This window comes from Microbulbifer mixtoriginis (SeqCode) (assembly GCF_052467515.1).
Genome location: NZ_CP174314.1, coordinates 455520 through 476587 on the forward strand (window position 1 = coordinate 455520; position 21068 = coordinate 476587).

13 protein-coding genes and 1 riboswitch are annotated in these 21068 nt (G+C 47.9%); of the genes, 8 read left to right on the forward strand and 5 right to left on the reverse strand.

Annotated features, from left to right (window positions below):
* Positions 1-5: 5 nt before the first annotated feature.
* Positions 6-1103, reverse strand: a complete 1098-nt coding sequence (locus ACJJIT_RS01825) for a YHYH protein (RefSeq protein WP_444899777.1) — start codon at positions 1101-1103, stop codon at positions 6-8.
* A 42-nt stretch (positions 1104-1145) separates the two neighbouring features.
* Positions 1146-1400 (reverse strand): hypothetical protein, encoded by a 255-nt coding sequence (locus tag ACJJIT_RS01830; protein WP_444899778.1) that lies wholly within the window; start codon positions 1398-1400, stop codon positions 1146-1148.
* A 273-nt stretch (positions 1401-1673) separates the two neighbouring features.
* Positions 1674-1837, forward strand: a riboswitch (cobalamin riboswitch).
* A gap of 126 nt (positions 1838-1963) precedes the next feature.
* On the opposite strand from ACJJIT_RS01830, the gene ACJJIT_RS01835 reads away from it, so the two are divergent.
* From ACJJIT_RS01835 to cobO, 3 genes are all read left to right on the forward strand, one after another.
* Complete coding sequence (locus tag ACJJIT_RS01835) at positions 1964-3763, forward strand: TonB-dependent receptor plug domain-containing protein (protein WP_444899779.1); 1800 nt, start codon at positions 1964-1966, stop codon at positions 3761-3763.
* Between the two features lie 124 nt (positions 3764-3887).
* Entirely contained in the window at positions 3888-4706 is an 819-nt protein-coding gene (locus tag ACJJIT_RS01840) for an alpha/beta fold hydrolase (RefSeq protein ID WP_444899780.1), read from the forward strand.
* Between the two features lie 74 nt (positions 4707-4780).
* A complete protein-coding gene (gene cobO / locus ACJJIT_RS01845; RefSeq protein WP_444899781.1) occupies positions 4781-5395 on the forward strand; it encodes a cob(I)yrinic acid a,c-diamide adenosyltransferase in 615 nt (204 codons plus the stop codon).
* Positions 5396-5496: 101 nt separating this feature from the next.
* Here the strand turns inward: cobO and ACJJIT_RS01850 are convergent, their stop codons facing one another.
* On the reverse strand, positions 5497-6564 hold the full coding sequence (locus ACJJIT_RS01850) for an AraC family transcriptional regulator ligand-binding domain-containing protein (RefSeq protein WP_444899782.1): 1068 nt from the start codon (positions 6562-6564) through the stop codon (positions 5497-5499).
* A gap of 737 nt (positions 6565-7301) precedes the next feature.
* Positions 7302-8903 (reverse strand): AbgT family transporter, encoded by a 1602-nt coding sequence (locus tag ACJJIT_RS01855; RefSeq protein ID WP_444882814.1) that lies wholly within the window; start codon positions 8901-8903, stop codon positions 7302-7304.
* A 362-nt stretch (positions 8904-9265) separates the two neighbouring features.
* On the opposite strand from ACJJIT_RS01855, the gene ACJJIT_RS01860 reads away from it, so the two are divergent.
* Both ACJJIT_RS01860 and ACJJIT_RS01865 read left to right on the forward strand, forming a co-directional pair.
* The gene (locus ACJJIT_RS01860) at positions 9266-9967 is read left to right on the forward strand and encodes a glutamine amidotransferase-related protein (RefSeq protein ID WP_252083372.1); all 702 of its coding nucleotides are present in this window, start codon (positions 9266-9268) and stop codon (positions 9965-9967) included.
* 495 nt (positions 9968-10462) lie between these two features.
* On the forward strand, positions 10463-13450 hold the full coding sequence (locus ACJJIT_RS01865; RefSeq protein WP_444899783.1) for a TonB-dependent receptor: 2988 nt from the start codon (positions 10463-10465) through the stop codon (positions 13448-13450).
* A gap of 93 nt (positions 13451-13543) precedes the next feature.
* On the opposite strand, the gene ACJJIT_RS01870 is transcribed toward ACJJIT_RS01865, so the two are convergent.
* Positions 13544-13864 (reverse strand): hypothetical protein, encoded by a 321-nt coding sequence (locus tag ACJJIT_RS01870; protein WP_444899784.1) that lies wholly within the window; start codon positions 13862-13864, stop codon positions 13544-13546.
* 1127 nt (positions 13865-14991) lie between these two features.
* Between ACJJIT_RS01870 and ACJJIT_RS01875 the strand changes: the two genes are divergently transcribed.
* The 3 genes from ACJJIT_RS01875 to ACJJIT_RS01885 are packed head-to-tail and all read left to right on the forward strand — an operon-like array spanning position 14992 to position 21051.
* Positions 14992-16179, forward strand: a complete 1188-nt coding sequence (locus ACJJIT_RS01875; RefSeq protein WP_444899785.1) for an HlyD family secretion protein — start codon at positions 14992-14994, stop codon at positions 16177-16179.
* Entirely contained in the window at positions 16179-18923 is a 2745-nt protein-coding gene (locus ACJJIT_RS01880; RefSeq protein ID WP_444899786.1) for an ATP-binding cassette domain-containing protein, read from the forward strand. The genes ACJJIT_RS01875 and ACJJIT_RS01880 overlap by 1 nt, the downstream gene beginning before the upstream one ends.
* The gene (locus tag ACJJIT_RS01885) at positions 18913-21051 is read left to right on the forward strand and encodes an ATP-binding cassette domain-containing protein (protein ID WP_444899787.1); all 2139 of its coding nucleotides are present in this window, start codon (positions 18913-18915) and stop codon (positions 21049-21051) included. Before ACJJIT_RS01880 ends, ACJJIT_RS01885 begins: the two co-directional genes overlap by 11 nt.
* Positions 21052-21068 lie beyond the last annotated feature (17 nt).

Consider the following 21068-nt stretch of genomic DNA (forward strand, 5'->3'; position numbering starts at 1 on the left):
CTGTCTCAGCCAAATCGCCTGCGCGGGGGCTGTGGCCGCCCCATTGCGGGTCCGCGGCGGAAGTCCTCGGAGGGTGTTCCTTTGTAGCAGCGCGGAATTATTGGCCACTCCTCAGTAAGGAAATAGGCATAAATACCCTGAGGAAAATCAGGGGTGCGCACAAAGCGGCCATTGCACTCATCGAGGGAGCCCGCCCCTTCAACATATTCGTAGTCCGCCACAAAGGTGCCGTCGTAATAGCCGCCAGGTTGCTTGTTGCTTGTTGGCCGATGTCCAGATTTCACCCGATAGCTGGAGTGCATTTTTACTACATCAGTCTCCTCATTCATGTCATCGCCATAACCATATAGTGCGTAAATGGGAAAACCATCTGCGGCCCAACCAATCAGTGGTGAATGATGCTGCGGGGTAACTTGTAGTCTTGCCAATAGTCCGGTGGGCAGACCGTGATAATGGTAGGCCCCGTTGGGCTGGACATGGGCGTAGTTGTCGTCAACGCCGAGGGGAACTGCACCGGAGAGCGCCTCATAGCGCCAGAGGCCGCGATTACCCAGGTACCACTCTGCGGCGCTGGGATCAAAGGGCACGCCGTTAATGCCAATACCAAAATTTTGCAGGCTTACTGGTGTGGATTTTTTTGCCAACTTGGGGGCTGCGGGTACTCGGTATTTGTAGCGTTGGGTTTCGATTTTGTGGGGATTGCCGGAGTTTGGGAAGGCACCGGTTTTATGCGTGGAGATACCGTTGGCTTCAATCACCCGCCAGGGCCCCTCGATTGTGACTTTAACGCGGCTGGTGGTGATTGGGCTGTGGTCGGCGGGAACCCTATATTGTAATCCCTCCGACTGCACCACCCGATGCCTGCGCGCCGGTGGTCTGCCGTTAGCGCGCTCTTGAGAAGGGATTCTGGCAATAGCCAATGTGCCCGTCACACAGACCGGAGCCTGATCTTCAGATAAGCGCAAGCATTGGCCGCTACTGTGACCGATGCTACAACTTGAGCCGGAGGTTAACCCTTGGCAGGCTTCCACGGTTGTTTCCGGCAGGTGTCCCAGAGCTGCCGGGGTGACACAGGTGAGGCCCACTAATAGCCACTTTTTCATACTGCATTCTCGAACTGCGAGGCCCGCAAGGGCCCCAATGATTTACTCGTTATTTTCTTTTCGATCTTTGCCCGGTCTGCGGCCTTCCATTTTTGTGGGAACACACACCAGTTGCTCTTCTCTAGGGGGCATGCGGCAAGTGCCTTCCAGGGTACCGTGCGGCGTTTCCACTTTGCAGGCATCACCCTTCGACATGGCCTTGCAGGCATCAAAGGCTTCCTGAGGAGGTTTGCGTGGCTGTGCGTTTGCAGAGGAAATCATGGCCATTAGGGCGACAGATAATAAAACCTTGTACATGGTGCTCTCCATTGAAGGCAGCTGGACAGCGCCTGCACTGAAGAGCAGGCGCGGGCGATTAGCGGCGGCCAGTATCCCCCTTCCTGGGAGGTGTTTTTTAACCAGCCGCTGATAGCCAACATAGTTCAGGAATGCGCAAGGAATGTGGATTTTTGGTAAAGAAGTGTGCAAGCGAGTAAGGGCTGAGTGGTGTTTGAAAAACAGATTTTTATTGAAAATTACCCCGTGGATTTAACGTCTCACTTTCGCTGGGGAAGCGCCAGCCACGCTGTTATACTTGCCGCCGCTTTGGGTGCCCAGCAGTGTATTTACACTTGGCTGGGGTAAACGGGAAGTCCGGTGATGTGTACACAGAGTCCGGCGCTGCCCCCGCAACGGTAAATCATTTTTCTTTACAAAATGATAAGCCCGATACCGGCCCTCGGCACTAAGCCGGAGTTTTTATATCTGGCCTTGAGGATAAAGCGGAGGGCTTTGTCTGGTCAGTGTGCCCGCCTGGGTTGCGCACCGATTGTACTCACCCTCCCTCAATCCGTTTTTCTGTTCGAGATTGGGGAACCACAATGAAAAAAACTTTATTAGCCGCTGCCGTCTTTGCCGCGGTGCAACCGCTATTGTCTGCGGCTGCGGACCTGGAAGAAATCACAGTGACTGCCAGCCGTCTGGATCTGCCCAAGAGCCAGCTGGGTGTCTCTGTTTCAATTCTTAATGCTGCCGATATTGAGCGATTGGGTTATACCAGCCTGCTGGATGTGATGCGCACTCTGCCAGGTGTTGCTGTCAGCAATAGCGGCGGAGCGGGTAAGGTCAGTTCCTTGTTTATCCGTGGGGAAAGTAATTTCCGCACCCTGGTGTTACTGGATGGGGTGAATATTGCCGACCCGACGGGTTTACAGGTAAGTACCCAATTGCAGCACTTGCAGGTTAGCGATATTGAGCGTATTGAAGTCCTGCGCGGGCCCCAGGGCATGCTTTACGGTGCCGGCGCCGGTGGCGTGATTAATATTATTAGCAAAAGGCCTGCTGAGAGTGTTAACGCCAGTGCCTCTGTAGAGGTGGGTCGTTACGGAAGCCAGAATACCAGTGCGAACCTTGGGGGAAGCATTGAATCCTGGTACTACGATTTAAGTGTTTCTGACTTTTCCACTGACGGTTTTAATGCAACCGAAAAAGATTCTTCTGGTGAGGAAGATGGTTACGATAATTTTACCACCAGTGCACGTCTCGGTTACCAGATAAATGAAAATCTATCTCTCGAGAGCCAGTACCGCAAGGTGGATACTGAGACTGAGTACGACAACTGTTTTTCGGATTCTCCTAATGATTGCCTGAGTCGCTTCGACCAGGAATTTTTCATCTTTAGTAGTCATTACCAGTTTGCCAACTGGAATCATAGAGTAAGCCTTTCTCAACAGGAGATTGACCGCGAAGAGGGTATCAGCCCTGGGGCCTTTCCATTTATAACAAACGGTAAAATTCGTGAGGCAAATTATATCGGCAGCAATACCTTGAACAGTGGAAAACTGCTGTGGGGCGGAGAGTATGAACAGCAGAAATATGCTACAGAGTTTGCCGATGAGGTATTGGAAAGTACTGGCTTCTTTACGGAGTGGCACAGTGATTTCGCCGAAACAGTTTTCTATACCCTAGGCTACCGTCGCGATAACCTGGAGACTGAGGATCACAATAGCTGGCGTGTCTCTGCAGCTCTACCTGTTTCTCTAGGTGATGATCAGCAGCTTAAGTATCGCGCGAGTTTTGGAACTGGTTACCGTGCTCCGAGCCCGTACGAATATACTACCAATGCTTCTTTGGGGGCTGAAACCAGTCGTGGTTATGAGTTGGGTCTGGAATACCAGTGGGCACAATTATTACAGGCTGAGCTGACCTACTTCGACCAGGAGATCAGCGATGCTATTTTTTATAATTACACAACCTGGTCTTATGAGCAGGATGATGGTGATAGTCAATCTGAGGGGGTGGAACTGTCCTTGGGCGGCAACCTTAATAGCAACCTGGATTGGTCTATAACTGGCACTTGGCTGAACTCAGAGGACTTCACAGGCGCTCAGCGTGGCGGAGTTCCCCAGAGGGTATTTAACTTCGGCCTCAGCCAACAATGGCTGGGAGATAAGTTGACTCTGAGTGGTAACTGGCAGCGGGTTGAGGATCGTATTGATGGTTATACCGGAATCGCTCTGGAGAACTACAGTAAGGTTGATCTGAATGCCGTCTATCGGGTCTCCCCCAATATGCGGGTTAATCTACGCGGTGAAAATATGTTGGACCGGAACTATCGCGAAGTTGCGGGTTATTACACAGCAGGCGCAGCAGTTTATGCCGGTATAGAATTTAGCCTATAAAAATGTTTGGAGAGATAGCCCCTTGGGCTATCTCTCTGTTCACTCTCTTCTAACGATTCAACCCCGGTGTTTCTCTTTCCGGCGGCTACTATTGCAGCGTCTAGTTTTTTCCGGGAGCTATTTTGTGGCGGTATTTAGTAATGATGGCGTGGAATTGCATTTTGAAGTTCGCGGAAGGGGCCCGCGCTTGGTGTTTCACCCTGGTACCCTCAGTGATCTCAGGGTAGCCCCGACTATTTTCGACTCCCCGTTGGCGAATCGGTTTGAAATCTTAACCTTTGACCCCCGTGGCATCGGTCAGTCTAATTCACCCATCGATTCTCCCAATATGGCCGATTACGCCCTAGACCTTAAACGACTGATGGATCATCTCGATTGGCGGGATGCGTATCTACTGGGAGAATCATTTGGTGGCATGGTCGCTCAGGAATTTGCATTGCAATATCCCCAGTTGGTGCGAAAACAGGTTTTATTGGTAACCAGCTCCGGAGGCCGCGGAGGCGCTTCATTCCCGTTTCATCAGTACGATATTGAGGCTATGAGCCTCGAGGAAAAAGTGAATCTATGGGTGACTGCGGGCGATAGCCGCCTGCAAAGTGCCGATGGTATACATTCAGAATCAGCACTTTGTGCTTTTTTAAGTAAATATTATCGCCAGGTCTGCGAACTGGCGGCAAGCAAGCCTGACGGAGCCCAGTGCCGTATTCGACAGCTTCAGGCGAGAAAAGGCCACGATACTTTTGCTCGCCTACCGACTCTGGAGGTAGAAACGCTGATCTGTGCCGGGCGCTACGATAGTGTCGCCCCTTTTGAAAATCAGCGGGCTTTATTTCGGCAGATTCCCAATTCGCGCTTGGGCATTTTTTCCGGTGGCCACAATGTTCTCTGGCAGGATGATCTGATTTGGGATTTTATTTCTGCATTTTTAGCAATGACAGAGTGAGAAGCCTCTGAATAACGACGCACACTTGAGTGCAATCTGCACGCTCCCTTTACTTTAAATGTTTGATGGTCTTTATGAGTTCAGAATCACAGGATAAAAAGAGTCGACATAAGTCACGTATGCAGAACCGTAAAAAAATTGTGGATGAGGCGGTTTCTAAAGCGCTGGAGGAGCGCGGCATAGTGATTCTCTATACCGGCGATGGCAAGGGTAAAACCACTGCGGCGATGGGCACGGTCACACGTGCCCTGGGCTTCGGTTACTCTACCGTGGTGACTCAATTTATTAAGGGCACCTGGGAGTGTGGAGAAAAGAATCTTCTAATGGGCGCCGCCCACCCGTTACAGTGGCATCAAATGGGCACTGATTTCACCTGGGAAACCCAGGATTTTGAGGCCGATAAAGCTGCGGCAATGGCACTTTGGGAGAAGGCGCGGGAGGCGTTGCGGGATGAGCGAGTTTATCTGGTGGTTTTGGATGAGCTCACCTACGCGCTGAATTACCGCTGGTTGGACAAAGAAGAGGTAGTACAAGCGATACAGCAGCGGCCCAGGGAGCAGACGGTTGTCATAACCGGGCGTGGGGCCAAGCAGTACCTCAAGGATGTAGCCGATACTGTGAGCGAAATGTGTTCGGAAAAACACGCATTCAATACCGGTATTGCCGCTCGCAGAGGCATAGAGTGGTGATTGTGAAGTCGTGCAATGAGTAGAAGCTTTGAATAGAGGAGCTAAATAGAGACTTAAGCTGAAGCAGGGTTTACGCAGCCAAAGCCTCTTGTCAGCAGTGCTTATTCGACTTCAGCTAACTCTTGTGCGGCTTCGCGGGCTACTATCTGTGCCATCAGCTGGCGTCTGACTCGCATTGGGGTGGTGGCAAACCAGCGATAACAGGCGCGGTTGAAAGAGCTCTGTTCGCGATAGCCCAGCATATCCGAAATCTGGGACATGGGGGGTTGTTTACCGCTTAAATAATACTCTGCACGCTCCCGGCGAATGCGATCCAAAAGATCCTCAAATACCAATTCCCGGTCCCTCAGCCTGCGCTGTAGAGTACGCTTGTGCATACCCAGCTGATTGGCGACTTCTTGTAGGCTGCACCTTTTTAAAGGCATCAGGCAATAAATCAGCTGCTGCACCTGTTCCACCAAACTGGCTTCCCCCTTTTGCAGAAGCTCTTCGATATAGGTTTTCAATAGTGGACGCAGGCTGGGATTGCATTTCTCTGTAGGTTGCAGCAGGGAGCTGCTATTCAGGATAAATGCATCAGTTTCCTTGCCGAAGTGTACGGAAACCCCAAAGAAGTTTTCGTAATGGTCATGTACGGGGCGCTCGGTTTTTAGGTGAACACTTTCCAGCTGAAAATTACTCCCACAAAGGTGTTGTAGAGCTACCAATGAAACACCGAGTAGAAACTCGCGGGATTGTTGCTGGGGGGGAGGAGCGTCCTCGGTAAGCTGAGCTTCCAGGTCATCGATACACAGAAAACTTAGATGCGTGTGTTTCCCCTTTTTTGTGAGTTCAACTCGCAGATTATAGGGAGAATTGCCTAGCTGTTTTATCGCTGTGTTAAGGAATTCACCCAAAGTAAGGGACTGCAGTACAGCTGCCCCAAGAGAACCCAGTGCGGCAGCCCCCTGACTGTAGGCAAGACGCAGTCCAAAGTCGGCGCAGTTCAACTGGCTAGCGGTCTTGTTCAGCAGCTCAGCCACTTGATCTAGTGCCAGATACCCATCAAGGCTCTCAACCTGTTGGGGGTTAATACGGGAACTGATCAGCAGGGCTTCGGGGCTACCTTTTAATTGGCTCACCAACTCGTAAAAGCCTGTTAACAGGGTCGTTCTTATTTGTTGAGTCAATTTTTATAAATCCTGTGAATCCCCTGGAAAAAATTACTTTTATACATTTCCCAGGTGGAGAAGGGTTAATCCAGCGGAATAGATCGGATCTGGGCGGACGCCAAAGATAAAAAAGAGCCATATGGCTCAAACTGTTTATCTAGTGAAGGCTTCTTTATGACTGGTTTAAAGGACAGTCTCTCTGGCCAGGGCCTGCTCTGTGTCGACGTCCTGTAATGTCGGTAATGGAGGGCAATAGCAATCTTTACCCTTCAAAAGGGCAAGGTAGGGCACAACCACGGTGCTCGTCCTGAGCGGAAAAATGAATGATAGTTAGATCAGGGCAGGTCTATGCTGGCGATAATCCGCGTATCGATCTCCGCAAAACGTTATTACTGCGTAATGTTACTCGTTTTATTTAGGTGTTTTAAAGGCCAAAGATAACTTGGGGGTACTTCCCGGAAGTTGCCGCATGGGAAATAAATCTTTTTATTGTTGTTTTTTAGGTATTTTATCCCTAATTTTTTAATTTAAGTATTTTTTGTTTTATGACGACTGCGTCACTGGGAATATAAATTTTTTAGTCTGGACGGAGAAAAAATTTAATATTGGCTCAATGGTACCAATTATATCAGGGGTCGTGGAGGATTAGATGAGACGCTCGAGATCTTTCAATTACAGAATTGATCTTAAATGTGCATATTTCTTTCACAATTGAAAAGGCCCGCTAAAAAGCGGGCCTTTTCAATAAGTGGGTTTTAGCCACCATAATAAGTTGCTGCACCGGGACCAACGGGGAGGCCCAGGGCAAATACCCAGATATAGAACAATGCAGTCCAGCCAACAAAGAAGAAGATGGAGTAGGGGATCATTGTGGCGATCAGTGTTCCCATACCCAGATCTTTTTTATAGCGGGCGGCGAAGGTGATGATCAGACCGAAGTAGCTCATCATCGGGGTAATGACATTGGTAACCGAGTCGCCAATTCGATAAGCAGCCTGTATCACCTCAGGCGCATAGCCCAGCAGCATCAACATCGGCACAAAGATTGGAGCGGTAACGGCCCACTGTGCTGAGGCACTACCCAGCATCAGATTCACAAATCCGCACATCATGATAAAGAACAGGAATAGCAGCGGGCCTGTCAGGCCGATGCTCTGCAGGGCATCGGCGCCCAGTACGGCGAAGATAGTCCCCAGGTTGGTCACCTTGAAGAAGGCGACGAACTGCGCGGCGAAAAATACCAGCACGATATACATGCCCATGCTGTTCATACTTTTGGCCATGGCATCAATGACATCACGGTCATTCTTCATGGTGCCCACCACCTTGCCATAGACAAAGCCGGGGATAGCGAAGAACACCAGGATAAGAGACACAATACCTTTCAGGAACGGCGAGCCGGCTACCAGGCCAGTTTCCGGGTTACGCAACACACCCCACTCGGGCACAATCGTCAGGGCAAATACCGCGGAGACAGCCAGAACCGCAAGGCCAGCGTACTTAAGGCCGCGTTTTTCATCGTCGGTAAGCGTACCAAGTTTGTCCTGACTGAGATCAACGGAGGCCTCATTGGGATCGTACTTACCCAGCTTGGGTTCAACGATGGCCATTGTGACCCAGCTGCCAACAATGGTGATCAGGAAGGTACTGACGATCATAAAGAACCAGTTCACTTCCGGGCCAACGCTATAAGTTGGGTCAATCATATGGGCTGCAGATTCGGTGATTCCCGATAGGAGTGGGTCCACCGTCCCTAGTAGCAGGTTAGCACTGTAGCCTCCAGATACGCCGGCAAAGGCAGCCGCTAAACCGGCGAGTGGGTGGCGGCCAAGAGAGTGGAAGATCATGGCGGCGAGAGGGATAAGTACCACATAGCCAAGTTCAGAGGCTGTGTTGGAGATGATGCCGGCGAATACCACGATCACGGTGACTGTGCGCTTGGAGGCTTGCAGCACCAAGCCGCGAACGGCGGCACTCAACAACCCGGAGTGCTCGGCGATACCTACTCCAAGAAGGGCTACGAGAACGGTACCCAGTGGCGCGAAGCCAGTAAAGTTATTCACTAGACCGGTGACGATCATCCGAAGGCCGTCGCCACTTAATAGATTGAAGACCTCAATTACCCCATCGGGATCGCGTCCCGCAGCACCCACCGGGCGTGGGTCTGCCACAGAAAGGCCAAAGTAGGAGGCTATACCGCTTAGAATCACCACACCCACAGCAAAGAGCGCAAAGAGCGTAATGGGATGGGGGAGCAGGTTGCCGAGCCATTCCACCACATCCAGGAAGCGGGTAAAGGCCGTTTTGCGTCCGGGCGGGCTATCCTGCTGGTCGCTGGGGGAGGTCGTTGTGGTCATTGTGTGTCCTCAATTTAGTTGGCGAGTAGCCCTAATTGCCTCTGGGATACCCGTTAGCCCAATAATTGGCTGAAAAATGTGCTAAGTGCGCGATCATACACAAAAGTCCTTTAGGTAAGAATGCCCGCACCGGAATGTTCTTGGTTAGTGGGTCGGCAAAGTCGGAAAGTAAAAAGCCCTACGTGGAAGAGGGCTATATTGGCAGGCGGCGGGAAATGAAAAGCACCTATGCGTAGGGAATTGAAGCTTAAGAGCTGGTATTTAACGTTTTAGATGACTTGTTCAAGCGACAGACAAGCCGCCTTTGCATTCCCGAATATGCCATAATCCGAAAACTCAGCAGTCAACCCAGCGGTGAAATAATGAAGATTGGAGTTTTAAAAACCGACGATGTGCGCAAGGAGCTGGTGGGCGAATACGGTGAATATCCGGAGATGTTCGCAGATCTATTGCGCAGCCAGGACCCCACACTGGAGTTCTCCACCTATGAAGTGCAGCACGGCCAGTACCCGGCCCAGGTCGATGAGGTGGATGCCTACCTGATTACCGGCAGTAAAACCGGTGTCTATGATGACAAGGAATGGATTCCTCCACTGATGGACTTTGTGCGCAAGCTGCATGACCAAAAAAAACCAACTATTGGAATCTGCTTTGGTCATCAGCTGATTGCTCAGGCATTGGGTGGAAGGGCTCGGAAATCCGATAAAGGCTGGGGGTTGGGAGTGCATTCCTATGAAATGCAGGAAACCCCCTCCTGGATGTCGGAGCCTACGAATAGCTTCAACCTGTTGGTTACTCACCAGGACCAAGTAGATACCCTTCCTCCCGGCGGTCGAGTACTGGCTTCCAGCGAATTCTGCCCAATGGCGATGCTCCAGGTTGATGACCACATGCTCACCTTCCAGGCCCACCCGGAGTTTACCAAACCTTATTCCAATAGCCTGATGGAGTTACGTCGAGAAGCTTTTGGTACAGATGTGGTGGAAAAGGGCCAGGCCTCCCTGCAAAACGATATTCACGAGAATATGGTTGCAAAATGGATGCTGGAGTTTTTACGCAAGTAGCTTTATTCAAGGGGTAGATAATACTGCCCCTTGAGTTCGCCATTTAGTTTTCAATATTCTTCCTTCTTATTCTTAAATTGACAAGATGAATTGATGATCATCTTTCTGATGATTTAATAAAATCTTCTCGTTTATTGATTTAGACCTGAGACGGACTGTCTCTGCCTCCCTTTCTTTTTATCCCGTGATGATTTTGAAGTTTTGTTTGTGTGTTCATTTGCGTCCCATTTAGTGCTTTCTAAATATTTTTTTGATTTGTTTTTGTTGGGGTGGATATAGAATCTATTTTTTTGGCGTTAATAATATTTTTCATTTTAAATAAGTTTTTATGCCTGTTGTGTTAGTTGTTTGAAGGGGAATAATATGGCGGTTTTAGCTGGTTGAATCACTATTTTATTAGAGTTGAAAATGGGGTCGCTGGGGGACGATCATCGGTTTAAGTAAAGCTTGTAAATAATAAATTATAAATTTATTGATAATCAAAAGGATGGCTTTATGAAGAACTTCAAGCGAGTGCTGCTGGCTGCATCTATTAGCTTGCCGGTTATTGGGGGGCAAGCGTTGGCAGCAGGCAACGTGAATGGGTCTATTGATGGGACAGTTATTAGTAGCAGTGGTAACGACCTGAGTGGCGCTACAATTATCATAGAAAATGTTAAAAATGGCTTTAGAAGGACTATGTCCACGGGTGAGGATAGTGACTTCCGTGTGAATTTGCCCACAGGCATCTATAAGGTGACTGTTCAGAAAGATGGCTACCAGCCCGCGGTGGTTGAAGCCGTTGCCGTTTCAATAGGTAGCTCTACCAAGTTGGATATACCGTTGATATTGGGAGATCTGGAGGAGGTGGTTGTAGTGGGGGAGGCGATTCCCCAGATCCGCACTGGCACGGCGGAATCTGCACTGAATATAGGCTTGTCAGATATAGAGATGTTACCGGTTGCTCGTAATATTGAATCGGTTGCTTTATTGGCTCCTGGTACTGTTTTAGGTGATTCTGGGTTTGGTGAAGATAAGGATCTTATATCGTTTGGGGGGGCTTCCGTAGGAGAAAACGCATATTACATTGATGGCCTCAATGTCACTAATTTCCGCAACGGGTTGGGTGGATCATCGGTACCTTTTGAATTTTATGACCAGTTCCAAATAAAAACGGGGGGATATAGTGCTGAATTTGGTCGCTCTTTGGGGGGAGTGTTCAACGCCGTTACCAAGAAAGGCTCCAACGAATTTGAATATGGTGTTGTTGCCTATTATGAGCCGGCAGCCTTGCGTTCAGAAGCACCGGACTCTCTCTCTGCAGATGGGACTCTCTATGACTTAAATTCGGAAAATGAGGAGTCCAAGTACACAACAGATTATTATGTTAGTGGCCCTATCATTCCGGATAAATTATTTTTCTATGCCCTTTACGAACAGCAGGAAACGGTTGAAGAATTCACCACAAGAGGAAGTCCAAGCAGATACAACGATAGAAGTATTGATGATGATTTCTGGGGAGTCAATTTAACCTGGAATGTAACTGATAACCATATCCTCTCTTATATGCAATTTTCAGACAAGCGCACCAGGGAAAATGATCAATTCAATTACGACTATTTTAATAGAGATAAAAAAGAGTATACGGGCACTAAGTGGGATAAGCGTGGCGGAGATAACTGGCTGGTTCGTTATGATGGTCAGATAACAGATAATTTCAGTGTTTCTATGCTCCATGGCCAGAATGAATACTCACTCACTACAATTAGTACAACAGATTTGGAGTGCCCTTACGTAAGGGACTTTAGTGCCGGTGCTTTACCTGGGAATACGGATGAAAGACCGGGGTGTCAAGCCAGTTCTAGGGTTCAAACTGGGGGTGATGAAAGAGTAGCTGATCGCATTGACTTTGAATGGGTGATTGATGATCACACGATACGCTTTGGCTACGATCAGGAAACTAACTCATCCTCCTCCAAAGAAACCTATTCGGGTACAGGATTAAGAGCTGGTGGGGGTGTTTACTATAGATACTATACGTACTTGCCGGATGTAGAGCTTCCAAATGGTGGAATAGTGCCACCTACTAACGGCGCTGAGACTCCAGTGCATATAGTATCTTATCGGGTTGGCGATGTAGAAGGGGACTTTGAGGTTGAGTCAAAAGCTTTTTATATCGAAGATACCTGGGATATTACGGATACACTTACTTTAAGTGCAGGAATTCGTAATGAAACTTTCTCCAACTTTAATGGAGAGGGCGATACTTTTATTGAAATTGATGATCAGTGGGCGCCACGGTTAAGCTTCTCTTGGGATCCCGGTGGTGATGGTGAGTCCAGAGTATATGGCAATTGGGGTCGTTACTTTATGCCTATCGCTTCCAACACCAATGTGCGCTTATCTGGCGGTGAATTGGGGTTTGAAAGGTATTTCATTTTTGATGGAGAATACGATCCGAAAACATATGCCCCTACAAATGTTGGTGCCGATGGCGTTCCTACATCTGAAGAAGTTGGATCCGCAAGGGTAACTTCAGATGGTAATGTGCCGGATAGTGCTCAGCTCTCGGATAAAGACCTCAAGCCTATGTATCAGGATGAGTTTATTCTTGGTTATGAGAGGCTTTTTGCTGATGACTGGACATTGGGAATTAAAGCTACCTATCGTGATTTAAAATCACATATTGATGATGTGAGTATTGACCATGCGGTAGATGCTTTGGGATATGAGCACACTGGTGATGGTCATGGTTATGTGCTTGCAAACCCGGGAAGTGATATCACCATACCTTACGATCGTTATGGAACGGGCGAGTTGGAAATGACAACATTTTCGGCTGAACTGCTTAACTATCCAGAGGCCAAAAGGACTTATAAGGAGTTAGAATTTTCCGCGAAGCGCGCCTTTGATGGTATTTGGGGTTTAAGTGCGAGTTACACCTGGTCTCAGAGTAAGGGGAATAGTGAGGGGTACGTTAAGTCGGACAACGCCCAGGATGATGCTGGGATTACCCAAGATTTTGATTTCCCCGAGTTGATGGATGGAGCCAACGGATATTTGCCAAATGATCGTACTCATAAAATAAAAATTTATGGGAACTATCAGGTGATGGAGAATCTTTTGTTGGGGGCTAATTTCCTTTTGCAATCAGGACGTCCAATTAACTCCTTTGGTGCTGGCCATCCCGATGGAACCCCGGCTTATGGAGATACTTATTATGTGACTGACTCAAATGGAAATCTTATTAAGACAAGTCGAGGCAGTAGAGGGCGAACTAGTTGGGTCAATCAGATAGATTTATCCCTTGTCTATAGTACTCGCATTGGTTTGGCTGATGTGGAGCTTAGAGCTGAGGTCTTTAACCTGCTTGATGCGGATGCTGAAACAGAGGTTTATGAGTTTGCTGAGTCAAGTCCCGGTGTGTTAGATCCAAGCTGGGGGGTAAATCAAGAATATCAAGTCCCTCGGTATTTTCGCTTTGGGGCAAGTGCTAGGTTCTAGCTAAAACTTATTGTAAGTTGATATTTTTTGCTGGAGGTCTTCTATAAAAAGAAGGCTTCCTTTATCGAGAGTGTTCATGTTTGCTCTCAAGGCCTAGTTTATGCTGGATAAAAAATCATCATCCACCATTTGAATCCTTACTCCGATAGGTTCGTCAATCTGAAATATACTTCTAGCTGTATTGTCAAGCTCAATGGCCATGCTTTGTATCACCTCATGAGTGCGATGAGGTGTTCTATTACAGAGAATTTCGATATAACAACCGGCCGGCTCAACCTGCTTGGATTCGATCACGACAACTGGAATTTTTTCTCCCTCTGTTTCCAGGCGCTTGGTCACTATCTCATTGAAGATATTGGCTGCAGAGTCAGGAATTATCTTCGAGACTTCTACAAATATTTTACAGCTGGACATATGTGGAATTCCTAATATCTCTATTGAAGAGGCTCTCGCTTCTTCGAGCAACTAATATACAGTTAGTGTAGCTGTTAAAAAATAAGCTGCTAATTTTACAAATCTATTAGGGTATCACTGGCAATATCAGGGTCATTAATGGGGGCGCTGTGCACTGTTGTTGTATATTTAATTTTCTAGTTATTTTGGTTTTTACCTAGTGTCTGCTTGAATGAAAAAGAGGTGTGTAGAGTTTTTCTGTACGCGATGTAAGTGCAGTCTAACCCTGATCCAACAAGCTTCGATATATTTACAGAGTCTAGATAAGTTCTAACTGGATAGGGTAAGGTGGCTCTCCACCTAAGCTATATCATTCGGATTTGTTATATCAAAACTGGAGGCTGAGGTAGGCATAAAACATTGGCTTCCCCGAACTAATAGGCTATTAGCGAATCTCTGGGCCCTGTTTTCATGGCAGCTACTCATAGAGGCAATGGCTCACCTGAGTGGTAGCAGCATTGTGATAAATCAAATGCTGAATACGGTCTCTTAATTTATCAGCTAAAGTGGAGGCTGTGATTCCACCAAGGCCGTGCCCAACTACCGATATTTCTTGTAACTCCTTCCATGCTATCAGGTTGACTATATCGTCAAAGAAAGTACTGATACCCACCTTAGTGGAAAGGAGGTGTTGGCACTCACCTAGGCCTGTTTGGGTTAGGCTAAAGACCCAGCGCGAGCCTTTGATTGACTTTAGATCAGTACCAATCACTATGAAACAGACCGTGTATCAGTACCAGGGTTTTTGTAATTGGCTGTAATTTTATCGTCAATCTACTCAGTATAGAGCGTAGAAGTCCTCAGATGACCCCAGAGGTATTGCTTGATATCCTAATTTCACATTTCAAATATCTAAAGAGGGGTGACTTATCAGCCCTTGCCTTTTTAGGTATTTCCAGGCCTGCTTGAGCTGTTATCACGGGTTTGATCGGGATGTGAAACTTCTCCAGTAAGTAAAATTTCTTCGAATTTGACTATCAGATAATAGAGAATTAGATTTGGCGCCGCGGCTCACAGATCACACTGGTTTCGCATAAATACAATGAATATCTTTCTCGCCTTAACTGGTACAAACAGGGTGAATCGTATTGCCAACACCGTTTATTCAAACTTCCCGCGCGATCAACTCCGACTCAATCTACTCTCTAGCGCTGATAAGCACATTAGGGGTATTTCTATTGCTGGGCTGGGGGATATGGTTTTTTTTTAAAGAAATCACAGTTTATAGCGTTAGTGACCAGGCGAGACTTGAACAAGAGCAGAATACTGTACATGTCAGCACCCAGAGTACAGGAAGAGTAGTTGCTATTACTGCCTCGCTAGGAGATACCTTGAGAGAAGGAGACTTGCTGATAGAGCTGGATACCAGGGCATTTGATTTGGATCTAGATGGTGATCTTCGAGTATCTCAGAGCCTCTCGGATCAATTATTGGGAATAGAGCGAGAGGAGCGTTTACGGGATAAAAAATTTACTGAAGACGACAAGGCTTTAAGTGATCAGCTGAAGCTACTCCAAGAACAGCACAAACTTCAGATGAACAACCAGCAGATTCAGGCAGATGTGGCGGAGCGCTATGAACGCTTGCTGAAGAAACAGCAAAGCTCTGAACTTGATTACCTTGCAGCTAAACGTACCTATCAGCAAATGGCCATGGCCACCCTCGCATCGGAAGCGGCAATAAGAGCAACCCATGATCGCCGGGAACAATTGGCTAGCGAGTACCAGTTATCCATGAGTGAATTGGAACAGCGTCGAGCAGATCTACATAGACAGCTGGCGGAGGTGGATACTCGCATTCAACAGAGCACCTTGGCGGTAGATGAACAGCGTCTGCGTGCGCCTATCTCCGGTAAACTTGCTTCACTGGCGGATATTCAGGAAGGGGAGGTATTAGTCGCGGGGCAGCAGATTGCCACACTACAAGCTGAGGGTAATATCACCGTACAGGCGTTTTTCTCTCCTGCCCTTGCTTTGGGACATATTCGTTCAGGGCAGAGTGCGCGAGTAAAATTAGATGGGTTTTCCTGGGCGCGTTATGGTCAGTTACAGGCCCGTGTAGAGCGGGTCGCTAGTGCTGTGCAAAAAGGAAAGATTCTCGTTGAGTTATCTCTCCGTGGAGAGATTCCCCCACAGTTGCCGCTATTGCATGACCTACCAGCAAGGGTAGAGATTGCCACTGGAGTAAAGACACCATATCAGTTGCTATTGCAAAGTGCTGGCGACTTCTTATCAGGGCAAAAAGAAAGTAGCGTAAATTCGTTGGAGACCCTGTAGTGAAGGGACAAGTTCGCTGGTTGGTTCCCGAAGTTGTGCAAACTTCCAATATGGATTGTGGCCCTGCATCCCTTAAGAGCTTGCTTGAAGGCTTTGGTGTAAATGTACATTACGGCCACTTGCGTGATGCCTGTCAAACTGATGTAGACGGCACTTCTATTAATACCCTAGAGAAAATTGCGGTTGAGCTGGGGTTGGATGCGGCACAGATGGTCGTGCCCAAAGATCACTTACTGTTAGGTTCAGCTGGCTACTTGCCGGGGCTGGTGGTGGTGCGCTTGCCCAATGGTAATACTCACTTTGTTGTGGCTTGGCGTAATCACCGGGGAATTATGCAGGTTATGGACCCAGCCTCGGGAAGGCGTTGGCCCAGTGCGCGACACTTTCTCGATGAGTTGCATATCCACACTATGCGCGTTCCGCCGCAAGGGTGGAGAAGTTGGGCTGGAGGAAAAGATTTTATCGATCCCCTGCAAGAGCGGATGGAACAGCTGAGAATTTCTAAATCCATCAGCGAAGTAATGTGTGAGCAAGCCTTGAAGAAAGGGGACTGGCTCTCACTGGCATTTCTAGATGCCAGTGTAAGAATGTTGGCAGCGCTCGTTGGCTCTGGTGCGGTACGACGAGGGGCAGAAACAAGTGCATTGTTGCAAAGGCTGATAAGTGACTTTTCAGAAGACACGATTAACGCTTATCAACTAGTGCCACAGAGCTATTGGTGTGTACGCCCTTCCAGTTCTCCCGGTACTGAAGAAGTTGACACAGTTGAGCTTGAACCAGAGCTGTTGGAGTTTAGCGGCGCCGTAATAGTCAGCGTAAAGGGAGTACGTGAAAGGAAAGAAATCAAACCTAAATCGGAGGCTCTAAGCAAAGCTTTACAAGTACAGTCAATAAGCCCACTCCGTCAGTTATGGAAGTTTTTGCGAGAGGATGGTTTGCTTGCCCCGAGTATCGTGATGCTAGCGATGTTTGCTGCGGTGCTTGGTGTGATGGTTGAGGCACTGCTATTTCGAGGTTTGATCGATATCCACTCGGAACTAGCTACGGAGGTGCAGAGAATCGGCGCTGTCATTTTATTACTGGGATTTATGTTGACACTCATACTTGTGCAGTGGCCGATGACCAAGCTGCAGCTAATTATTGGTAAGCACTTGGAAAATCGTTTTCGCATGCGCTTTCTTTCCGCCTTGCCGAAAATACCAGACCATTTCTTTCAAAGCCGCCCAACCTCAGATACCGCAGAGAGAGGTCATCGTATAGCAGCTCTGAGAGAGTTGCCTTTACTGGGGGGAGGGATACTGTTCAAAGGGTTGTCACTGCTCGCAACAGCTACTGGTATCGTTTGGATAGCGCCCACAACCGCGCCTCTGGTGTTATTAATAACGGGGTTACAGGTAGTTATCCCTCTGTTATTTCAGCCAGTACTTAGTGATCATAATATGCGTGTCCAGACCCATACTGGCGCTCTGGCTAGATTTTATATGGATGCCCTGCTGGGAATAATACCAATTCGTACACACGGTGCTGGAGAGTCTGTTCGCCGTGAACATGAAAGTTTGCTCACCGAGTGGATTAAAGCAGGCTATTCCTCTTTGCGTTTCCAGCTTAATAGCCAAGCGGTGCAGCTGATTGTGAATGGGGTTCTCACTTGTGTACTGGTGATTTACTGTGTTCAGATCCTGGGGGCAAGTCCCTACTTACTTCTGCTTATTTATTGGGTATTGGCACTACCGCCACTGGGGGAAGATATCGCACAGTTAATGCGGAGCTACCCTCGTCATAGAAATACCTTGTTGAGAGCTTTAGAGCCACTGCAAGCGGTTACAGTTGGTGCTAGTGAAGAGTCTTTTAAAGATTTAGGGGTTCAACCTTTAAAAGAGCCTGTATCATTTCGTTTTGATAATGTCAGTGTTAAAACCTGTGGCAGAAGTATTCTTAAGAATATTAATCTGAATATTGCTTCAGGAGAGCATATCGCCATTGTTGGTTCATCTGGTGCAGGCAAGTCGAGCTTGGCCGGTTTATTGTTGGGTTGGCATAACCCTGAGAGTGGAATCCTATTGTTAGATGGCGAGAAGTTACAGGGTGAATTACTGTGTCGTTTTCGTCTAAGTTGTGCTTGGGTCGACCCTGTAATACAACTTTGGAATAGCAGTTTGCTGGATAACCTACACTACGGTAATGACTCCTCTTCCTCCTTGTTCCCAACACTACAACAGGCTGATCTATTAAACCTAGTTGCCTCCTTGCCTGATGGTTTACAGAGCACCTTGGGGGAAAGTGGTGCGCTTGTCAGCGGAGGGGAGGGGCAGCGCGTGCGATTAGGTCGTGCTCTAGGCCGAGAGTCTCCAGCTTGTGTCATTTTAGATGAGCCGTTTCGCGGGCTAGACCGCGGGCAACGCCAGCGCTTACTTGCTCGTGTAAGGCGAGTATGGAAAGACACCACCTTAATTTGCATCACTCATGATATTTCAGAAACCAAAGATTTTCCTCGCGTATTGGTGGTAGAAGATGGGCAAATTATTGAGGATGACGCACCCGCAAATCTGGAAACACAAACTGAATCTCGTTATGTCCAACTTCTTACAGCGGAAAAGAGACTCTGGCAAGAGTGTTGGCAAAGTGCTGATTGGCGCCATCTGCGTATGGAACAAGGGCGAATTACTGAGCTTCAATCGGCAATAAAAAAACGGGCTCAAGATAGAGGCGCTGTGCAGTCTCAAGAGGTGCATAGTGAAACCTGAAGCTTCCATAAGCAAGCTGCGCCATCTCTGTTGGCCTGCTGCCCAGCTAGATGGTGCAGTGAAAGCCCTGGCTCTTCATAGCGGCCTTGAGCCTGCAGTTCCTGACTCCGAAAGCAAAGCGCAAGTATATTGGGATACAGATGCGCGCTTACAGTTACAGGCAGAAGCTTTCGATTTAAATATTGAGCGAGTTAACTGCAAATATGGGGAGTTGGAGCAGATGCTGGTTCGGGCCGCACCAGCCTTACTGTGTTTGCGCTTTGCGGAGGGGGAATATTTCATCGCTTTGTGTGGTGGTAATCGTCGTTTTTTACATCTTCTTACGCCATCACAACAAGTCGTAAAGCTGCGTCCAGGTCAAGTGTTGAGAGCACTAACAAGCGCACAAGAAACACCTCAGCGTCAACGTATTGCACGCCTACTGGATAGTGCCGAAATAGTTGGGCGACGGCGTAAAAAAGCCACAGAGGCATTATTACGAGAAAATCTAGTAGGGCTAGAAATCGATGATTGCTGGTTGTTGCGGCAGCCTTCCCATCGCTCTTTTTGGCAGCAGCTGCGCCAGCATCGCCAGCATTTACGCTTTCTAAGTATGATCACCTGCCACACAATACAAATACTCTTGTTTATAGCCAGCTGGTGGTTGATAGGTCGTGCTGTTCTTGATGGCCATGTAGATAGTGGCTGGCTGGTAGCCTGGGTATTATTACTGATAACACAGATCCCCCTTTCACTCTTAACTGCTCGGTTACAAGGTTCCATATCGCTAGAAACCGGTGCACTGTTGAAGCAGCGCTTACTCGCCAGCGCTTTGCGAATAGATCCAGGCAAGGTGCGGCATATGGGTTCGGGACAGATACTTGGGCGTGTTTATGATGCAGAAAATATAGAAGCCAGTGCGCTACAGGCGAGCTTTATGCTACTACTCGGTGGTGTAGAGCTGGTATTGGCTTTCATGGTGCTACAGCTAAGTCTTGGAACTCCAATATCGTTGGGGATTTTGACCATATTTTTACTTATAGCCATCGCTTTAGGGCGTGCCCAGTATTTGGCTCGTCGATACTGGACTGGTCAACGTTTGAGTATGACCCACCGTCTAATTGAGAAAATGCTTGGCCATCGGACTCGATTGGCACAGCAGAAACCTTCGGATTGGCACCGGGGGGAAGATCAGGAACTGGAAGAGTATTTGCGAAGTTCTACGGCAATGGATGGCAACATGACTCGCCTCGTCGCATTTTTGCCACGTTTCTGGTTGCTATTGGGTATAACTGGCTTGGTGCCTGTTTTTGTCAATAGCAATACTGAGAGTGGGCAAATTGCTGCGGCTTTGGGGGGGGTACTGCTTGGATATCGCGCAGTACTGAAAGGCATGACAGGGTATTCCAGTGGACTCAGCGCCCTGGTGACTTGGGAAAAAGTGCGTGAACTTTTTTCCTTGGAGGCTGCTTTAAAGCGGGGCGTTACCTCTATCTCATTGGCCAATAAAGTTCATTCAGACATACAAGGGCCCAAGCAGCCATTGTGCTATATCCGTGACTTAAGTTTTAATTACCCTAATCAAGACAAGATGGTCTTAAAAAACTGTAAGCTGAGTATTTATCCTGGTGATCGAGTAGTTTTACAGGGGGCTTCTGGTTCAGGTAAATCTACTTTTGCAAATGTGATTGCCGGTATCCAAAAGCAAAGAGAGGGTATATTACTTATTAATGGGTACGATAGAACCAGTATTGGTGCTGAGTATTGGCGCAGGCTGGTTGCATCAGTACCACAATTTCATGAAAACCATGTACTTGGCGATTCTTTCTTATTTAATTTATTAATGGGTGATGAATGGCCACCAAAGGCGGAGAGTGTTCGTAGAGCCTATAAAGTTTGTGATGAATTAGGTTTGACTCCACTGATTAAAAAAATGCCTGCAGGGATGTTACAGATGGTGGGAGAAATGGGGTGGAGATTATCTCACGGTGAGATGAGTCGCTTATTTATTGCACGGGCACTTTTACAGAATTCCGAGTTGTTGGTACTGGATGAGAGTTTTGCAGCTTTAGATCCAGACAATTTAAGACGATCGTTTCATTGTGTACAAAACTATTCGAATAGCTTGATTGTGATCGCTCACCCATAATTTTTGGTTAATTGTGG